The following is an 18,899-nucleotide window of genomic DNA, read 5'->3' as shown; positions in this document are numbered from 1 at the left end:
GCTCGCCCCGGGGGTTTGGCTTGGTTCTGATTTTTCTGGATGCGCGCTCCTAGCACTTTTGCCCGCAGGGTCAAAGACTTTGGCTCGCACCGGCTTGCCTGAAAGAAGCGCAGCCGCTATCGCCTGCCTGCAATGCATCAGCCACAGGACAGGCCATGACCCAACCGATCATCGTGTTCGACCTCGACGGGACGCTGATCGACACGGCGCCGGATCTGCTCGACAGCCTGAACCACAGCCTTGCCGCCAGCGAGCTTGCGGCTGTCGACGAGGCAGGCTTCCGGCGTTTTGTCGGCCAGGGCGGACGCGTGATGATCGAGCGCGCGCATACCGCGCAGCAGAAATCGTTGGCAGTGGACGAGCACGACCGGCTGCTGAAACTGTTCCTCGATCACTACACGGTCAACATTCCCGGCAAGTCGCGCCCCTACCCCGGCGTGGTCGAGGCGATCGCCCGCTTCGAGGCGGCCGGCTATCTGCTTGCCATCTGCACCAACAAATATGAGGCGAATTCGAAAGCGCTGATCGAGGCGCTCGGCCTGACAAAGCATTTCGCCGCGATCGCCGGCCAGGACACGTTCGCCTTCCGCAAGCCCGACCCGCGCCATCTGACCGAGACCATCCGGCTCGCCGGCGGCGATCCGCATCATGCGCTGATGGTCGGCGATTCGCAGACCGACATCGACACCGCCAAGGCAGCCGGCATTCCGGTGGTCGCCGTCGATTTCGGCTACACCGACCGCCATGTCAGAGAATTCGAGCCGTCGGCGGTGATTTCGCATTTCGACGCGCTGACGCTCGACCTGGCGGAACGGCTGATTGCAGCTGCGGCCGGCTGAGCGAAACGGGCGATTGCGCGGCAGCGCCTACCCTCGCCTATTTCAGGCATAGAAGGCGGGCGCATCGCCTTGACTTCACAACCCTGCCTCCCTTATATCGCGGCTCGCTTGGCCTTCGGGCAACGAGCGGGCGATTAGCTCAGCGGGAGAGCACACCCTTCACACGGGTGGGGTCGCAGGTTCAATCCCTGCATCGCCCACCATCTTCTTCCCCTGAACAGCACACTCCAAGCCAGCACTCCTAGCAGCTGCAACTCGCCCCTTCCCCACCAAAATTCTTCTGCGCAAAGTTCAACGCGCTTGAGTAGCTCGTATAGCTCTGGAACTGGCAGACATCAGAGCCGTTGCGCACCTTCATCTGCTCGATATCCCAGAACGAAACCTCGATGTGATCGTTGGCGCAGTAGACCGTGTATTTTTCAGGCTCCAGCGCGCTGGCTTTCTGCAGCGGCATGGAGACGGCTGGAATGGAAAGCGCGGAAAGTGCAAGCATGATGGCGTGACGTGTGCGCATGTAAAAACCCCGAATGAAAACCAGCCCGTATTATTGCCGCTATCTTGAAGCGCTGCATCACGGCTTTTTGACGAACGACTTCTTTCCGGTGCCCGGCTCGCCGTCAGCTATGTGCTGATCCAGATCTCCGCTGTGTTGGCGCTAATTGGTACCGCTCGGGGGCGCGTGGCCGGCAGCAGGGAGGTCGGCTTGGATTGCGTCCATTCGGTCATGGTGTTCCCTGCAAGGCATCGCAGCGCCGCGCGAGCCTAAGCCTTCTTCTTTCGTCTCCGTGATCCCGCCCGCATCGCAATTTCGGTGCCGCGAACCGTTTCGTACTGGTCGGCATCGACCAGCGACTGGTCGAAGGTGACGCCGGTCATTTCGGAGATTTCGGTCAGCGGGTACATGGCGCCGATGAACTCGTCGGAGACGGCAAACTCCAGCTCCGTGTCCGAAAGATCCTGTTCGAGGACGAAGCCATAGCTGGCGAGCCCGTCTGTGACGCGCGCCACGATCACCTTCCAGAAACGGCGCGGCACCGGCGCGCGAAGACTTGTTCCCTTGGGTCCTTTGCCGGCAAAGGTTCGGTCGTCATCGGCGAGCACCGGGCCAGCGAAGACACACAGCCGTTCGCTCGCCGCCTCCGACAGGACGTGGTTCTCAAGATCGCCCCAGTTCTTCTCACCGCTGTCGGAGCGGTTGTAGCCCTCGACCTGGGGCGAGCAATTGGTGACATGGAAGGAGCAGACATTGCCCCTGAGCAGCAGCTCGAAGGTGCTGCCCCAGGCCACGTCATCGCGCCTGACGATATGGCCCTTGTCGAAGGCGCCCTGATCCTGGGCGTAGAAGACATCGGGGATCTGATACTTGTCATCGAGCCGCAGATCCGGGAACCAGCGCTCGCTGAACAGGCCGCCGCGCGAATAGTTGCGGCCCTTTTCCGGCTCGCGCAGATTGCTCTCCTCGGTGACGTTGGAGGCGGTGAACAGCGCCAGCCGCCGCTTGGCGTGCATATTGAGCGAAAAATTCTGGTAGTCGAGTTGCGTGCCGCCGGCCTTAAGCGGCGCCAGCACTGAGAGGTCGGTGGCCTCAGGCATCGGCACAACGACCGGCGCGAGTTTAGTGCCGCCAGAGAGAAATTTCTCGTCGTAGCCCTTATAGCCGGCATAGTCCGCGACCGTTTTGGGAACGAATGCGCCGCCTGGAGGGGTCGGCTTGGCCGCTTCGAGATCGACCGATTCCGTGACCGCTTCATGGGCAGGCGTTGCGCCGAGCGAGACGGTGATGCGCAACGGCACTTCGAAGGTGACGCTGCCGCCCGGCGAAACGACGACACCTCCGGATGGAGGCGTCTGAGTGGCGACGCCCGGGATCTGCTGGACGCCGCCGACTTCAACCAGGTTTACGCCCTCGGCCGGCGACCCGCTGTCCGCCTTGTTCCACCATGCGCCCCAATCGTTTGGGCCGCCGCTGGCGGCGCCGGCGAAATTGAGGCCGAGGTCGACGACACGCTGGTCCTTGGCGAGCGCGCCGGTGGGCACGGCGTAGTTGCGCTCGAGATAGCGGCCGGCGAAATGCAGCGCCACGACCTCGCCGGTGGCGAGGTTGATCATGGCGGTGCCGGAGTTGCCGCCAGTGGTCGAGCAATCATGTGTCGCCGCGCTGACGATCTTGCCGAAACTCTCCGTATCGAAGCCGCCCTGCAGCATGCCCGGTTGCAGGCGCTTGACCTGGAAACGATTGCGCATGAGCTCGTTCTGGACATCGACCGCGTTGCGATTGTCGAACGCGGGATAGCCGATGGCGACGACTTCCTGGCGCAGCATATCGCGCGCGTCGGCGACCGCGAGCGACAGCGGCGTGATGTTGTCGGGCAGGCCTTCGACTTCGAGTATCGCCATGTCCCAATAGGGATGGATCATCCGGACATTGCGGATCTTGAAGACGTTTCCTGCCGCCGAATCGCGCTTGAAGTCGATGCCGGCGGCGCGGCCGTTGATGAATTGCAGATTGCGGTCGCCAAGGCCGTCCGCAAATATCTGCGCCACATGACGGTTGGTCATCAACAGGTTGCGGCCGACGACGAAGCCCGTGCCGCCGTAAGGGATATTGGTGTCCCACAACAGTTCGATACGCCCGATCGCCGGCAGGGCGGCTTCGATGCGCTGCTTCAATGCGGCCTCGCTGGTAAGCTTCGTCCACAGCGAATGGCCAGGTGTCGGAGCGCCGTCGAAAGTCAGCGTCGTAAAGGTGCCATCCTTGATGTCATAGACCGGCCGCAACTCCGGGATGATTATGGCTTCCAGATCGGAAAGCTGCTCGGGCGCGACTTCGGCGCCCCGCGCAAGGCTCTCCATGCCAGCGCGCGCCGATTCAAACGCCGCCTCCGTCTTGCCGGCTTCCGCAGGCGCAAGGGATTCCAGGCCGCCGCCTGCCATCGTCTCCATGTTGCCGAGGACCGATTCAGTCCCCTCGCCCCCGGTGACGAGATCGAGATATNGAGATATTGACGGATTCGCTGCTCTCTGCTGACCGGCATAGTCGCCCCCCAAGATTCTGTCGAAGTAAAGAAGTGTATTGCCCCATTTTAGACTGGTGCAATTCTGACCGGCAGGCAAGGAAACAAATCAACTTGCGTCGAATATGACCGGGGCGCAACGTCGGCATGTCTCTTTGCCCGCAGTCGCTCGCGCGATGTATGACGCTCGCATTATTTCAGCGATGCTGTATGTGATCTCCGTCACAGACGCTCACGCTGTTTGCGCCCAGCTATCGCAACAGGCGGAAAGGCCATTGCGGCCGCTCGGTTTTACAGAAATTTTATCACCTAACCATTTTAATCATCACCTAACCATTTTAATCAGTTGGCGCCTGCACGCGCGGCTCCTCTCGCCGCGCGTGCAGGCGGCTTTCCGCCCGGCACGAGCCAGGCACTGGGCGCGACCACTGCGCCAAGCCTTTACAAGGCGTAATCGCAAGGGATGAACGCCGGCCTTTGACGCGGTGCACTCTTGCCTTAGACTTCGGCCCTTAAACTTCGCCGATTGCGGCAATTGGGAATTTGGAACATGGCTTTTGGCGGCCCAAACGACAGAAACGATCTGCCGCGCCTAGCACGCATCGATCCAAAGCTGTTCGATATCCTGTTCAGCGGCTGCAAGGCCGAGCGCTACGCCGCCGGCCAGCATCTGTTCGTCCAGGAAGACGCCGCCGACCGGATCTACGGGGTGATGAGCGGCACGGTGGAAATCTCGATCTATTCGCCTGGCGGGCAGAAGCTGGTGGCCAATATCGAGCTGTCGCGCAGCCTCGTCGGCGAGATCGGCGCGCTTGACGGGCGGCCACGCACCGCCACCGCCATCTGCCTGACCGCTTGCGAGCTGGTTTCGCTCAGCAGGACACAACTCTTTGATCGCATTGAGAGAAATCCACCGCTGGCACGCGCGATGATCGAACTTCTGTGCGCCCGGCTGCGCTGGGTCAGCGGCGAACTCGGCGACCAGGCCTTCTTCGGCATCGAGGCGAGGCTCGCCAAACGCCTGGTCTTCCTGGCCAAGGTGATGGCCGACAGCGCCGGCTGGATCCCGATCTCGCAATCGGAACTCGGAGAGTTCCTCGGCGCCACGCGCGAGTCCGTCAACAAGACGCTCAACGACTGGCGCAACCGCTCGTTCATTGCCATCAAACGCGGCGGCCTGCGCATCACCGACACCGGGGCACTGCGCCACATCGCCGAGTCGCAGGACGACGACTGACGCCGAATCAGAGCCGCGAAATCAGGTAGCGCAGCGCCGAGCGGCTGGGCATGAAGAAATATCCACCCCCCTTGGTGGTGACGAATTGCGGCATGTCACGGAGCGTCGTGACCTTTTCCCATGACGGAATGGTGAACCTGCCATCGCCGCCGCGCGAACCAATCGTCGGGTCCTTTTCAGCGACGAGGCCCTGGAACGTGGCCGACGAAACCCAGGTCTGCTGAATGAATTCGTACTGGCGCTCTATGTCGGCGTTGAGGCACATGAACAGCAGCCCCTTTTCGACCTTGCCATTCTTGCCGTCCTGCTTCTGATAGGTGCGGCCGACCCGCAGGATACGATGGCGCTTGCCGATATTGATCTGCGTATCGCGGTCCTCACCCAGCGAGTCGCGTGGGTTGGAACGGCGAATGTGGGCACCAAGCGGGCAGCGATGGCCTTGCGGATCCTCGGCGCCAGCGGCGAAGTTGTTGTCGATGACGCGTCCCGGATGATCGGGGTTGCGCACCAGCGAGCTACCGTTCTGCCAGCGGCCGAGCATCTTGGCGGCAATCCAGTCTTGCGTGATGGCTTGGTTGCCGAGTTGGCTCGCGACCAAGGCTGCAGCCTTTTTGCAGTAGTTGTTGAAGACGTCGACGTGCTGCTCGAACTGGCGAATAACCAGGAATGAACCGTTGCGCCCGAAATCGCGCGGCGGTGGCGGCAGGCCCGGAATCAGCCGGCTACGGCGCACCTGCGAAAGGATTCCAGTCCGATCGCGTGATGCGCTTACCGAGGGCGAGGCTGGATAGAACCCATGCTCATCACGATAGCCGAACAGGAACTCGCCGGGCGCGACCAGATGCATGGGCGCGGCGCCCCTGCTGGCGCGGGTCGTGCCCCGGACAATCGGCTGCGAAATCCCGTCCGCGAAACCGAAATGCTCGTAGGCTGGCCCACGTTCCGACCGATCGTCACGCTTTGCCCCGTCGGACGATTTCGTCTTCGTGTCGGTCGGACCCCGGTTTACGGCGAGCGGCAGTTCGGCAACGACCTTCATGCCTGCACCGGTCGTCTTTCGTCTCACGGTGGCAATCTCGGTCTTCAACCGTCCCGGGTCTTCAGCATAGCAGACGATGACCAGGTCCACAGGGTTCTCCAGCGACCCCCACTCCCATTCGTCCGGGCCGTCGCGGCCTCGGTCGTCCAGTATGCGCCCACGCTCGGGGTTGCCCATGCCATGGCGAAAGGCGATCGGAAATGTTTCCAGTGGATCGCCCTCCACACCCTCGTCGAGCCCAAACTGCCGCAGGCCACCGGGACCAAAGGCGACTATCATAGCGCGCCCGGCGGGCCTGCCTTCGCCGAAACTCGTCTGCTCGACAACGAAATCGAGCCAGGCTCTGCGCTTGGGCGCCGGCAACTTGTCCGGCACCCGGATCGCAAGCATATGCGAATAAGCGAGCGGGCCGAGCGGGCCGAAGAAGATGGACTGGATCTCGCCGGTTTCCAGCTGCTGTTCGAGAGGCGCCGGAAAGGCAGAGCTGATATTGGCCAGCAGCGAAGTGGTCTTTTGAACGGTGGTTGTTTCGCTCGCCGGGCGCCGTAGCGAACCGAACAAGCTCAGCCAGTCGCGCGCCTCGTTGCCGACGGCGGAAGCAATGCCGCGCCTGACCCGGGAATTGATCCGGATGCGCTCTGTGTTGATTTGCGGATAGGCGGAGTACCAGAACAGGGTCGGCACCTGCTGGCGCCGCGCCCAGCGCTTGAAACGATCGCCGTCGCGCGCGCCGTCCAGGAACAGCCATCGTGTGCGTGGATAGCCCACGGTGTTGCTCCACACGCCGGTCAGGCCAGCGGACGCCTTGGCGATGAAGTCCTCAAGATAGCTTTCCCAGCTGCCGCCGTAGTTGGAGAAGAACATCAATCGGTTGGAGCCGGGCAGCAGTATCCAGCGGGCGAAATGGATGGTGTTGATGGTGTTGAGGAAGCCTGGCTTGAATACCTTCTGGGCAGCTATCGAGATCAGGTAGAAAGAAAACCTGAGCGCCAGCCGCCGCAGAATGCCGGCCTTCATCGTCGAAATCGCAGTCAGATGGTTTTGTGCCGCGTGGCCCTCCTTGACGAGTATCGCGTTCAATTCAGATATGCCGATCGATGTGCTTTCCGGCCGATCCCTGTCCTCGCGGCGTCGCAGTGCCAGCAAGCACGAAAACGCCAGCAGCGCCGCTGCCACCAACACTCCAAGTCCCGACAACAGAAGTGAGGTGATTGCTACCGCTATGGCGGTGAAGGAGATTTCCTGGGAACTGATGTCGATAGATCTGCCGAACACCACACTGTAGGTCATGTACCAGCAAGCAGCCCAGATGATCGCCACCGTGACGAAGACCGGTGGTACCAGCAACGTCGTCATCAGGGCACGGCCCCAATGACCCGGCGGCTTTTCGAGCAGGCTTTCGGCCGGCTCGAACGCCCAGGCAAACGTCCCTAATGACTGGACACGCTGGCGAACTTCAGCGAGCACGGCAGGAGCGTTGCCGGCCCCTTTGCGTGGCCGCTCGACGATGTCGCGCACGGCTTCGAAAAGCTGCTGCTCGGCCTTGATACGCTGGACCGAGTGCCCCGGCGTGCCCGAAAACACCAGTCCGGCATTGCTGCCGAAGGACGGCGATATGTCGACATTGTGCTTGCGCAGGAAATCGTTCAATGCGCCGCCATCGCGCAGATCGCAGACATCCTTGAAGATCGGCCGCAGCCGGTGCCCGATGGCGTGCGTGACCGCATCGATGACATCGTCGATGCTGCCGTCACCGGAAATCTCGAGAACCAGAGCTCCTTTTTCCTGACCGGAATCAGCGCCGATCTCGCCGGTGCCGACCACGGTCAGGCTGGTGAAGTGGACGGTGCCGGCAATGTCGAGCGCGGTGCGGATCTCTTCGACGGCCGGGTTGCCGAGGCTGGCAACCTTGTCGCGGACAGCATCCAGCGACGCGGACCGGGTGACCGGGCAGACCACCGTCACCATAGACTGCGTTACGGTGCGGCAGAGTTCTGCCCGTTCGAAATCGACCTTGAGGGTTTCGGGATAGGCGCCGATGCGGGTCATGCGCCCGGCCTTGCCGGGCATGCGGCGCACGCCCTGCTTCTGGAACAGGGCGCGCAGGCTTTCGCCGATCTGGATCCTGGCGATCTCGGCGCCGATGCACTGATGAATGCCGTGGCCGAACACCATGTAGTCGCGATGCGGGCGCGATGTGTCGAACTGGTCCGGGTTCTGCACGGCGTCGGCATCGAACATCGCCGACAGCGTCGCCGGCATCACCACCGTGCCGGCCTTCACCAGGCGCTCGCGGCGCGTACCCTTGCCGATGATCGCGTCGCGGGCCGTGTAGCGCCAGGGGCCGACCCAGATCGGCTTGAAGCGCATGGCTTCAAGGACGGCCCTGTCGAGCTTGGCGGTATCGTTTTCGGCCAATGCGGCATCGATAGCCTGCCGTGCGTCGGGCCGCGACAGGATCACGTCGAGGCAATTGCCGGCGGCCAACACATTGGTCGGGACGAAGCCGGCGATCATGCCCAGCATGATCGAATTGAGGTCGTCCCGCGACAGGCGGCCCTGATCCATCTGGACAACCAGCCTCGCCAGCGGTTGCTCGGCCTTCAAGCCCCGGTCCCTGGCCGACTGGATGGAGCGATCGATGACTTTGAGAAGACGGTCGCCCGCCACCACTGCGAGTTCGCGCATGACGGGGCTCGCCGTCGGGTCCGAAAAGAACAGCGCACTCAGCGCGATCGCCCAGTCGGCGAATTCGGATTCATCGTCGATCTCGACGCCGAAATAATCTCGACAGATGTGCACCGGGACGATCTTCATCAACCTGGAGATCGCATCGAAGCCGGGGCTAGCGCGCATCATGATCTCTTGCGAATGACGCGCCGCGATCGGCCTGACGGCGGCTTCGACCTCGGCCGGCGGGAATGCACTCAGCACCGACGATTTCATGCGCCGGTAGTCGGCGCCGTCCTGCATGCCGAGGATGAAGTTGGATCCCCGGGCAAGCTCGGTCATTTCCGGGCCGTATGGGGTCTGGAATTCGTCGCCGCGCTCCAATATGTCGCGGACATCGGCGTTCTTGGTGACCACGAGAACACCGAAGAGCTTGCCGGTCGGCCGGAAACGCCGCAACAAGGAAAGCGCCCAGCGGGGGTCTTCGGCCAGAGACCCGACGATGCGCGCAATCAGCCCTGTCTTCCGGATCCGGCCGAGATCGAAGGGCGGCATTTCCGACAGCGGGCGCTGGTTTTTCTGGGCCGCGCGAATAGCGTCGAAATACTTCAGTTCGGTCATGCGCGTTCAAGCCCCCCGGCTATCCACGTTATTGCGATGCCGGCCGTTCAACGCCTAGGTTTGCATCGGTTGCACGTATGTGAATCTTTTCACAGTTGGTCCATGTTCCAGCCAGCATTGACGCCATGTTCATTTGGCCAGTCGGAAATTGGCGACGAGGATCTCGTTCGCGGCCTTGTCGGTGAACGGTATCCAGCGCACACGCTGTTCTGAAAAATCGGGATGCCGGGTGGTGAAAATGGTCATCTCGCGCCGCGCCTGTTCCGGCCGGCCGCTTCGCATCAGCGCGCCGATCTTCAGGAACCTGGAATAGAAATAGCCGGGAGACAGGTTGAGCGAGCGGTCAGCGGCAGCGATCGCCGCCGGCCAGTTCTCGACCAAACAATAGGCCGCCGTCAGTTCCCCCAGATTGTGGAAGCGGTAGAGGTCGAACGGGCTCAATCGCTCGGTATCGAGAAAGAACGGTATCGCGGTCGCGGCATTGCCGAGCAGCAGCTGGGCGCTGCCCATGGCCGAGCGCGCGAAGGCAAAGCTCGGATTGATGTGGATCGCTTCCTCGAGATGGTCGACGGCCGACCGCGGTTCGCCGCGCATGATGTCGACGGCGCCGAGATGGGCGTGCGGGCGCGCATCCAGGCTGTCCACCAGCAACGCCTTGCGGGCAAACTGCTCGACCTTGTTCAAATCGTCGCTGTCGCCGAAACGCAGCCATGCCCGCCAGAAATACCACCACGCCAGTTCGTTGAGCACGGCGCTCGAGTTGGCGTCCTCGCGGTAGGCCTTCTGGAAGAACTCGAGTGCGGTTTCGGTGTCGCCGCGGGTGCGCCGGTTCATGTGCCAGCGGCCCCGTCGCACCAGTTGCCAGGTCTCCAGGCTTTCCCAGGGAACCTGGAAGGTGCGTGCCTGTTCCGCCCGGTCGACCTCCTTGTCGAGGATCGAAACGATCTCAGCGCCGATCTGGTCGCGCAGGTTGAAGATGTCGACCAGATCGCGATCGAAGCGCTGCGACCACACCAGCCGCCCGTTGGACGCGTCGGCCAGCGAGGTGTTGAGGCGGATCTGACCACCATTGCGCATCAGCGTGCCGCTGACGATGTAGCGCGCGCCGAGCGCGTTGCCGATCACCCGCGTGCCCAGCGTGTCGTCGCGGAACTGGAAGCTGGAGCCCTTGGCGATGACCGAGAGCCATCTGGTGTTGGATAGACCATAGATGATGTCCTCGGCGATGCCGTCGGCCATGTAGCCGATGTCATGCTCGCCGCCATCGGCGTGGAAGGGCAGGACGGCGATCGCCGGCGGCCCCTTGGATGACAGCTTCTGCTGCGCATTGGCCTGGGGAATGGCCGCGAACGACGCCGCCGGCGAGGATCCGTTGCCGCTGCGGCCGGCGATCAGAACGCGCACCGGCAAGGCGATGTTCTTCAGCATGAATTCGCCGAGATCGGTGAAATCGGCCGCCGTCTTGTCCTTCACATGGTGCCAGGTCGTCTCCGAAACGGCGAGACCGTTGCCCGGCGCGAATTCCTGGATTCTCGCCGCGATGTTGACGTCGTCGCCGTAGAGGCGGCCACCACGCACGATGACGTCGCCGGTGTTGATGCCGGCGCGAAACGGCATGCGCATATCGTCGGCAACCTCGGCGTTGAGGGCGACGATGCGGCCCTGGAAATCAAAGGCTGCGCGCAACGCCTCGATCGGATTGCCGAACTCGGCCATGATGCTGTCGCCGGCGTCGCCGAACGTGCGGCCGCCAAATGTGCCACAGCTGTCGGCGATGATGTCGCGCCGTTCCTCGAATGCCGCGACAGCAGACTCGTCGTCGATGCCCATCAGCCTCGAGAACCCGACGGCATCGATAGAAATGATTGTCGCCAGCTGACGGGTGTAGTTCCGTACAGCCATGTTCGAGCCCCCGCTCCCTTTCTGGTTCTGGTCCAGCACAGGCGACGACCCGTTCCTGAAACACTTCGCCGCGCGCTGAGAGATGAAGATTCCGGCGGGGTTGGCGCGCCATGCCACCCCGCCAGGACCAGAAGTCTAGCAGGGTCTTTGGCAAAGCTCTACCACCATCGGGTTGTCCAGCGCGGGCCGTGGCAGCACTCATGGTTGGCCGGCCGTTGGCGCAAATATGGGCGTGCCGTCGCTCTGATCGCCGCTATCCAGGGCTTCACGGAACCTGCGCGACGTCAGCTATCGGAACAAACTGTGCTGCCTGCGAGTTTCCGGTGCGGTTCAGCCAACGTGAAATGAGGGTAATCATGCGAAATCTTGTTCTGGCGACCGGTGTCGTCGTTGTTCTGGCCGGCTCGACGGCCTTTGCCGCGGATGACAGCCCGCTGCCGCCGACGAATGCCCAGAAACTGTCGGCAATCATCGCCAAGGTCGAGCAGCGCGACGGCTTTCGCTATGTGAAGGAGGTCGACTGGGACAAGGACGGCTACACCGTGACCTATTACACCGCCGACAAGGCGAAAGTCGAAATCACCTTCGATCCCGTGACCGCCGAACCGAAATAGCGCCGATACCGCACCGCTTCGGCAATTCCGTCCGCCGCGTTTTTTGCCTACGATGGTGGCAGTTGTCGGACAACGGGGCGACCATGCTTTCTTTGAATCGATGCCAACTCGCTTGCGCTTGTCGTTGCACTGGCTGGCGCGGCGGTCTGCCTTGGTCCAGCGCGTGCCGACGGGCCATCCTTCGACTGCCGCAAAGCCAGCCTGCCGGTGGAAAAGGCGATCTGTGCCGACCCGCAACTGTCGGCAATTGATGCCTTGGTGGCCGAGGCCTTTACGGGTTTCGAGCCAGCCTTTGGCGGCGACAAGCGCAAGATCGCCCGTGCGCTCATCGACGACAGGAACGCCTGTGGGCAGGATGCCGCCTGCATCGTCAGCGCCCAGAACAATGCGCTGCAGACCTACGGCAATGCGCCGTCCTGGGTGCAGGATTACAACATCGCCCTGATCGGCAAGAAGGCGCTCGACACCGCGGCCCGCCATCCGGGCAGCCCCGACCAGCCCCTGCCCTCGTCGATCGGCCAATGCGCCTTGACCCACATCACCGCGCTGACGACGCGGCTCGGCGACGACCCGCTGGAAACCGCCGGCCCTGAAGCCGGCAGCCTGGCGCGGTTCAGCAATGGCGGCGCCGGGGTTTCCTACGAGCGGGAGCCTGGCCTTGCCAGTTCGAAAGCCGGCGATCCTGTCGTCATGTGCCTGATTTCGATCCCGAGGGATTGTCCGCAGGCCGACGAGCGCGGGCGGGTCTATTACGGCGTCGACCTCACGATAAAAGGCACATGGGTTTTGCCGGATTCACAACATCTATGCGGCGGCGCCTGAAGATTTGCCGCAAAGCACTGCTGGATGCACTCTTGCGCCGGTCCGCCTTTGATGGCTGAGTGCGCGTAACAGTTGCAGGGCACGGGGGTGCATGGCCATGGTTAAGCATGTTTTGAAGCGCATCCTGATGATGCTTGCCGGCTATTTCGTTTCGGTGCTGATCGGATTGTTCGCGGTCGTGGCGATATATTGCGCACTCGCCGTATTGCCCAACGCGCCGGACTATTTCGGCGCCATGCAATTTTCGCCCATTGTCGTGCTGCTGTGGCCGCCGCTCGGCATGGTCGTCTATTTCCTGACGATCGTGCTGACCGGCCTGCAGACGCTGATCTTCGCGCTGCTCGCCGAATTCTTTGCCCTGCGCAATTTCCTGGTGCACATGCTGTTTGGCGCCGCTGCCGCTGCAGCCGGCTTCTTCCTGGTCTGGCCGGCCGCGGAAGAGGATGCCGGACGCTGGGCCGATATCGGCATCATCGCCGCCGCCGGCCTCGTAGCCGGTCTGGTCTATTGGCTGATCGCGGGCCGCGACGCCGGCTTCCGGCGTCCGCTCATCCAGCGCTGATCGCAGGAAACGGGCGACCGTCCATCGGCCAAAAATCTAATTAAACCAGAGAGATAAAGTGAGTTCCTCGTTCGTTGAACGAGGAACTCCGCTGGTTCAGCTCGTCGGCGAGCGCACCGCTTCAGTCGCGTCCAGCGCCTGCATCAGCCGCGTGTCGCGGTCGTAGACGTCGTTGAAATATTCGACTTTGCCGGACAGGTCCGGCCAGGCAGTGAAGTAGGAGACATAGACGGGAATCGTGCGTGTCACGTCTTCGCTGGCATGGCCGTGCTTGAGCTTTTCGGCGATGTCGTCGACCGAGACGCCGAGCACCGCCGCCGCCATCCCACGCGGATCCTGAAGGCGAATACAGCCATGGCTGAGCGCCCGCATATCGCGCTGGAAGAAGGATTTTTGCGGCGTGTCGTGCATGTAGATGGCGTGCTTGTTGGGGAACAGGATCTTCAGTTCGCCCAGCGCATTGGCTTCGCTCGGCTGCTGGCGCACGCTGTAGGGAATGTTGGCGCCGTAGGCGCCCCAATTGACCGAGGAAGAGGGAACCCGCCTGCCGCGCGAATCGGTCACCTCGTAGCCGGCACGGTCGAGATAGCCCGGATCGCTACGCAGCCTTGGCAGCATCTCGTTGACGATGATCGACTGCGGCACGCCCCAATAGGGATGGAAATCGACCTGCTTGATCTCCTTGAAGAAGAAGGCGGTCTGGTTGGTGGTCCGGCCTATGACGACGCGGGTCTTCAGCTTCTCCTCGCCATTGTCGATATAGCTGGCGGTGAAGGCGGGCTGGTTGATGAAGACCCGCGGGCTACCAAGATCGGACGGCAGCCAGCGCAACTCTTCCAGCGCAACCTGCACCTTCTGCAGCCTGTCTGCCTTGGATGCGCCGGCGAGCGAGGCGACGGTGCGCGGGCCGATGACCCCATCGCCCTTCATGCCGGCCTTCACCTGCACGGCCTTGATGATCGGAACCAGTTCGGGAACATAGACATCGCTGGTGCCGAGACGAGACAGGATCTCGCCATAGGCGCCGCCCATCTCGTCGTCGAGATTGCGCGCGATCAGCGTCAGCAGCTTCGGCAGTTCGGCGCTGGTCTCGCCGGGCTTCAGCAACAGCTTGGGATCGACGACTATTTCGTTTTCGGCGCTCGCCTGCAGCGATTCAAGTTCGACGCGCAGCGCCTGATATTCCGCGTTCTGCGGGTGCCGCGATTCGAGGTAGGTGCGCACTTCCTGGGTGTGGGCCAGCGTCTTGAGCGCGCCTTCCATGTCGACCGGCTTCGGCGGAAATTCATAGTAGCCGGTGATGCGATTGGGATCGACGCGCCCGCTCTGGGCGTCACGGGCATAGCGCAGTACGCGCGCCGACAGCGCCATCTCGAAGCGGACGAGTTCCTTCAGATGGGCGTCGGCATCGACTGCCGATGCGTTGGCTGCCGGCACCTCGAGCGTGTAGTCGGCCGACGTGAGACCATAGCTTGCGGCTTCGCCGAGCACCCGCACCGCATCCTGGGCGCGGGCATTGGGATTGCCCTCGTTCACCCAGATGAAATCAGGATTGGCAGAGTAATAGGCAATCAGTGCCTTGGCGATATCGGGCTCGGCATAGAGTTCATAGTCACTAAGGCCTGCAACGGCTTCGCGGAAGGCAGTGCTGGTCGCCGACGGCACAAAGGCGGCGTCTTCAGCTGTTGCCACCTGGGGAGGTGCTGCCACCAACGCGGCAAAGTCGACGCGCACCAGCCGGTCGGCCTTGTAGGTGTAGTAGGACGGGCTGCTGATCCTGGTGCCGCCGCCGCCCGATACGGCGGGCTTCGGCTTGCGCTTTGGCGGCGGCGGGAATTCGCCTTGCGGCCTGTGCTTGACGCCACCGCCGAACAGCATGTCGAACAGGCCCTGCGCGCTTGCCTGCGGCACACCGAAGGCCAGTGCTGCCGCCACTGCAAGCGGCATCACGGTGGCTTTATTTCCGAGGAATTTCATTAATCACCCGCTCCGGCTGCAAGCCGGCTCCCGTTCCGCGCCGCTCGACGATCTTGCCAACCGCATGGCGGATGTAAGGCGCTACTATACCGATTCATACCGATTTCGTTAAGCTTCCATAAATTTCCGCAGGCCTGTTGCAGAACGGTTTCACAACATCGTGACGTCTGGAGCGGCGTTGCCGCTCCAGACCGGTCAAAGCGGCTGCTGCTTCAGGCGTTGGCGCCACCGTCGATGGTGAGCGCGGCGCCGGTGACGAAGTGCCCTTCTGGACCGGCGAGCCAGGCAACCATGCCGGCGATCTCGTCAGCCTTGCCGAAGCGGGGCGTCGCCATCTTCCGCCGCTGGTGTTCGGCATGCGGGCCTTCGGCCGGGTTCATGTCGGTGTCGGTCGAACCGGGATGAACGACGTTGGCGGTGATGCCGCGCGGACCGAGGTCTCGCGCCAGCGCCTTGGTCAGGCCGACCAGCGCAGCCTTGCTGGTCGAATAGGCGCTGAGGCTGGTGTCGGTGACGCGCTCGGCCAGATTGCTGCCGATCGAAATGATGCGGCCGCCCTCGCCCATGTGAGCCGCTGCCGCCTTCGAGGCCACGAACGGCGCTCTCAGATTGACCTCAATGGTCTCGTCAAAGTCGGCCAGCGACATCTGTTCGATCGGCGCCGCGCGCCAGATGCCGGCGCTGTTGACCAGGATGTCGAGCCGGCCGAAGGCATTCACCGCCTCGGTGACCGAATTTTCGATGGCGGCAGCGTCGCGATTGTCGGCTTGGATGGAGATCGCGCGACCACCTGCCGCTATAATCTCGGCGACGACAGCTTGGGCCGGCGCCGAGCTGTTGACGTAGGTGATGGCGACGTCGGCGCCATCGGCCGCAAGCCGTTTTGCTATCGCAGCACCTATGCCGCGGCTGCCGCCGGTGACCAGTGCTGCCTTGCCGTTCAATCCGTTCGCTGACATGTCATTCTCCGTTATGTAACGATCGATACATAAATATCTGGCAACCTTGCCTGGCGACGTCAAGTGAATTATGTATCGATCAACACAGAAAAGATCGTCATGCCGGAAAGAGGCCGTCCCCGCACCTTCGATCGAACCGCCGCCTTGCGGCAGGCGATGGAGCTGTTCTGGGCCAAAGGCTATGAGGGCACCTCGATCGCCGAACTGACCGCGGCGATGGGGATCAGCTCGCCCAGCCTCTATGCCGCCTTCGGCAGCAAGGAGGCGCTGTTTCTGGAAGCGACCGAGTATTACACCCGCAACGAAGGCACCGAGATCTGGAGCGCGCTGGACGAAGCGCCGACGGCATGCCAGGCGATCGAGAATTTCCTGCGCCAGACGGCAAAAGCGTACTCTCAGGACGACCGCCCGCAGGGCTGTCTCATCGCGCTGGGCGCACTGCACCAGGATTCAAGCAGCGGCGCGATCTGCGATGATTTGCGCCGCCGCCGCGCCGAAAACCACACCCTCTTGCTGAGACGGCTGGAACGCGGTGTGGCGGAAGGCGAATTGCCGGCGGGCTTCGACAGCAACGCGGCGGCGACCTTCTATGCGACGGTCCAGCACGGCATGTCGATCCAGGCCCGCGACGGCGCCTCGTGCGAAGCGCTGATGGCCACAGTGGCCGGAGCGATGGCGGCGTGGCAGGGGCTGGTCGGAACAGCGTGACAAAGCGCGGAGCTTGTGCTGGAAATCCAGTCGGCGGCGAAATGCGCCGGGAGGGATCATCCGTGAAAAAAGGGTATCGCGAGTTGCTCGACGAGGCCAATGCCGAGATCGAGGTGGTCTCGCCCGAGGAAGCGGCCGGGCTGCTCGACGACGAGGACACCATCTTCGTCGACCTGCGCGATCCACGCGAGATCGAGCGGGACGGCCAGATCCCCGGCGCCAAACATGTCACTCGCGGCATGCTGGAATTCTGGATCGATCCCGAAAGCCCTTACCACAAGCCGTTCTTTGCCTCGGGCAAAAGCTTCGTCTTCTTTTGCGCCGGCGGCTGGCGCTCGGCGCTGGCCACCAAGACGGCGCAGGATATGGGGCTGTCGCCGGTCAAGCACATCCTTGGCGGCTATACCGCCTGGAAGGCGGCCGGATTGCCCGTCGAGCCGGGCGGCAAGAAGAACGGTTAGCTCACCGCTCCGGCGTTGTCGGAGTCGACAATACACCCATTGGAATCAATGCAGTATCGGCTCGCGCTCGTTTTTGACAAAAGTCACAGCGCGTTCGACAACACCTTTGTCGGCGAGAATGCGACGGTGGCCGAGCCCATCGGCCCAGTGCAGCCGCACATGGCTGCCGGCGCCGGCATAACGTGTGGCATGATCGGCGGGGACTTCGCGGTCGTCCGGCGCGTGGATGACCAGCGTCGGCACCGGCGCCTCAGCCAACTGGCGGTCGCCGGTGAATTCATGCAGCGGCCGGCCCGACAGCCTTTTCACCTGATCGGCCATGGAAACCTGCGAACGCGGACCGACATTGAGCATGCGGCTGAAGTCGGCGAAGATCGCCGGCAGGGAACTTGGCGCGGCGACCAGCACCAGCCGCTCGGCCGCGACGGGCTGGATACCCTTGATCGAACCGGCAATGGCATTGGCGGCGACGGCGCCACCGAAGGAATGGCCGACGATCGCCTTGAACGGACCGAACCATTCGCCGGCGACCCTGACCGCCTCGACCGCATTGACCATATTGAGATGACGGCCCAGCGACTGGCCATGGCCCGGCAGGTCGAGCGAGGCGACCCGGTAGCTCGCATCGCGAAAGCCTTCGATCAGCGCCCGCATATATTCCGTGCGCGAACGCCAGCCATGGACCACCAGCACCGTGCCGGCGGACGCCCTGCCCGGCTCGGGCCGGAATTCGTGCACCATGACGCAGCCGGCCTTGGTCGTCAGCCGATGATGGCGCGCCTCGGCCATGAAGCCGGCGGCGCGGTCGACCGCACGCCGCTCGCCGTCGCTGAGCGCCTTCACGCTCGGCGTGCGGCAGAACAGTTCGAAGGCGGCGCGCCCGCTCAGGCGGGGCGCCACATGCTCGGCGGCGCGGAACACGCCCCGGATGACCTTCAGTCCAAATGATGCCATAGTGGCGATCCATCCATTCCGTTCAAGCATGAACATAATAGTTCAAACATGAACATTAAACAAGAGCTGCCCTGGGACAACCCGCGCTTTCGCAACTGGGTCGCGGTGGCGCGCGCCTGCCATGTGCTGGAGCGTACGCTGGTGGTAAAGCTGGCGCCGCTGGATCTCAAGCCGGCGCAGCTCGACGTGCTGATGAACCTCTATCGCCATCCCGGCATGTCGCAGCACGATCTCGCCCGCAAACTGCTGGTCGGCCGCTCCAACATCACCATGCTGTTGCCGCAGCTCGAGGCGCGCGGCCTGCTGCGCCGCGAAGGCGATGAGAAGGACAAGCGCGTGCTGCGGCTGACGCTTACCGAGGCCGGCACGGAGCTCCTGATGAAAGCGCTGAAGGTGCATATGGCGCTGATCGAAAAGGCGATGAGCCAGTCGACAGCGGAACAGTGCGACATGATCGGCGAACAGATGCGCAAGATCTATGACGTGCTGAAGGATACCTGAGCCGTTCGATCCACGCGCC

15 protein-coding genes and 1 tRNA gene are annotated in these 18,899 nt (G+C 62.9%); 9 read left to right on the top strand and 7 right to left on the bottom strand.

The window, feature by feature from the left end:
- Positions 1–155: 155 nt before the first annotated feature.
- Both X750_RS136320 and X750_RS136325 read left to right on the top strand, forming a co-directional pair.
- The gene (locus tag X750_RS136320; protein WP_023736611.1) at positions 156–839 is read left to right on the top strand and encodes a phosphoglycolate phosphatase; all 684 of its coding nucleotides are present in this window, start codon (positions 156–158) and stop codon (positions 837–839) included.
- A 128-nt stretch (positions 840–967) separates the two neighbouring features.
- A tRNA-Val gene (locus X750_RS136325) sits at positions 968–1,042 on the top strand.
- A gap of 38 nt (positions 1,043–1,080) precedes the next feature.
- Here the strand turns inward: X750_RS136325 and X750_RS0133905 are convergent.
- Both X750_RS0133905 and X750_RS1000000163885 read right to left on the bottom strand, forming a co-directional pair.
- Positions 1,081–1,353 (bottom strand): hypothetical protein, encoded by a 273-nt coding sequence (locus X750_RS0133905; protein WP_023748795.1) that lies wholly within the window; start codon positions 1,351–1,353, stop codon positions 1,081–1,083.
- A 248-nt stretch (positions 1,354–1,601) separates the two neighbouring features.
- Positions 1,602–3,782, bottom strand: a complete 2,181-nt coding sequence (locus X750_RS1000000163885) for a DNA/RNA non-specific endonuclease (protein ID WP_023748794.1) — start codon at positions 3,780–3,782, stop codon at positions 1,602–1,604.
- Positions 3,783–4,403: 621 nt separating this feature from the next.
- Here X750_RS1000000163885 and X750_RS136330 point away from each other — a divergent pair.
- Positions 4,404–5,090 carry a Crp/Fnr family transcriptional regulator gene (locus X750_RS136330; protein ID WP_023706835.1) on the top strand — a complete coding sequence of 229 codons (687 nt, stop codon included), beginning with the start codon at positions 4,404–4,406 and terminating at the stop codon, positions 5,088–5,090.
- 7 nt (positions 5,091–5,097) lie between these two features.
- On the opposite strand, the gene X750_RS136335 is transcribed toward X750_RS136330, so the two are convergent.
- Together X750_RS136335 and X750_RS136340 are read right to left on the bottom strand one after the other, a co-directional pair.
- A complete protein-coding gene (locus tag X750_RS136335) occupies positions 5,098–9,420 on the bottom strand; it encodes a cytochrome P450 (RefSeq protein ID WP_023748793.1) in 4,323 nt (1,440 codons plus the stop codon).
- A 129-nt stretch (positions 9,421–9,549) separates the two neighbouring features.
- Complete coding sequence (locus X750_RS136340) at positions 9,550–11,322, bottom strand: adenylate/guanylate cyclase domain-containing protein (RefSeq protein WP_023726586.1); 1,773 nt, start codon at positions 11,320–11,322, stop codon at positions 9,550–9,552.
- Positions 11,323–11,678: 356 nt separating this feature from the next.
- On the opposite strand from X750_RS136340, the gene X750_RS136345 reads away from it, so the two are divergent.
- From X750_RS136345 to X750_RS136355, 3 genes are all read left to right on the top strand, one after another.
- The gene (locus tag X750_RS136345) at positions 11,679–11,936 is read left to right on the top strand and encodes a PepSY domain-containing protein (RefSeq protein ID WP_023726587.1); all 258 of its coding nucleotides are present in this window, start codon (positions 11,679–11,681) and stop codon (positions 11,934–11,936) included.
- A 207-nt stretch (positions 11,937–12,143) separates the two neighbouring features.
- On the top strand, positions 12,144–12,758 hold the full coding sequence (locus tag X750_RS136350) for a lysozyme inhibitor LprI family protein (protein WP_023748792.1): 615 nt from the start codon (positions 12,144–12,146) through the stop codon (positions 12,756–12,758).
- A 91-nt stretch (positions 12,759–12,849) separates the two neighbouring features.
- The gene (locus X750_RS136355) at positions 12,850–13,320 is read left to right on the top strand and encodes a hypothetical protein (protein WP_023668992.1); all 471 of its coding nucleotides are present in this window, start codon (positions 12,850–12,852) and stop codon (positions 13,318–13,320) included.
- Positions 13,321–13,416: 96 nt separating this feature from the next.
- On the opposite strand, the gene X750_RS136360 is transcribed toward X750_RS136355, so the two are convergent.
- Together X750_RS136360 and X750_RS136365 are read right to left on the bottom strand one after the other, a co-directional pair.
- Positions 13,417–15,297 carry a murein L,D-transpeptidase gene (locus X750_RS136360; RefSeq protein WP_023745073.1) on the bottom strand — a complete coding sequence of 627 codons (1,881 nt, stop codon included), beginning with the start codon at positions 15,295–15,297 and terminating at the stop codon, positions 13,417–13,419.
- A gap of 212 nt (positions 15,298–15,509) precedes the next feature.
- Complete coding sequence (locus X750_RS136365; protein WP_023748791.1) at positions 15,510–16,256, bottom strand: 3-oxoacyl-ACP reductase family protein; 747 nt, start codon at positions 16,254–16,256, stop codon at positions 15,510–15,512.
- A 99-nt stretch (positions 16,257–16,355) separates the two neighbouring features.
- Between X750_RS136365 and X750_RS136370 the strand changes: the two genes are divergently transcribed.
- Entirely contained in the window at positions 16,356–16,964 is a 609-nt protein-coding gene (locus tag X750_RS136370) for a TetR/AcrR family transcriptional regulator (RefSeq protein ID WP_023748790.1), read from the top strand.
- A 62-nt stretch (positions 16,965–17,026) separates the two neighbouring features.
- Positions 17,027–17,425 (top strand): rhodanese-like domain-containing protein, encoded by a 399-nt coding sequence (locus tag X750_RS136375; protein ID WP_023688500.1) that lies wholly within the window; start codon positions 17,027–17,029, stop codon positions 17,423–17,425.
- 45 nt (positions 17,426–17,470) lie between these two features.
- Here X750_RS136375 and X750_RS136380 read toward each other — a convergent pair whose 3' ends face one another.
- On the bottom strand, positions 17,471–18,379 hold the full coding sequence (locus X750_RS136380) for an alpha/beta fold hydrolase (protein WP_023702270.1): 909 nt from the start codon (positions 18,377–18,379) through the stop codon (positions 17,471–17,473).
- 48 nt (positions 18,380–18,427) lie between these two features.
- Between X750_RS136380 and X750_RS136385 the strand changes: the two genes are divergently transcribed.
- Entirely contained in the window at positions 18,428–18,880 is a 453-nt protein-coding gene (locus tag X750_RS136385; RefSeq protein WP_023748789.1) for a MarR family transcriptional regulator, read from the top strand.
- Positions 18,881–18,899 lie beyond the last annotated feature (19 nt).

The organism is Mesorhizobium sp. LNJC391B00 (assembly GCF_000502535.1).
Taxonomy (GTDB): domain Bacteria; phylum Pseudomonadota; class Alphaproteobacteria; order Rhizobiales; family Rhizobiaceae; genus Mesorhizobium.
This window is presented reverse-complemented; position numbering and strand designations above follow the sequence as displayed.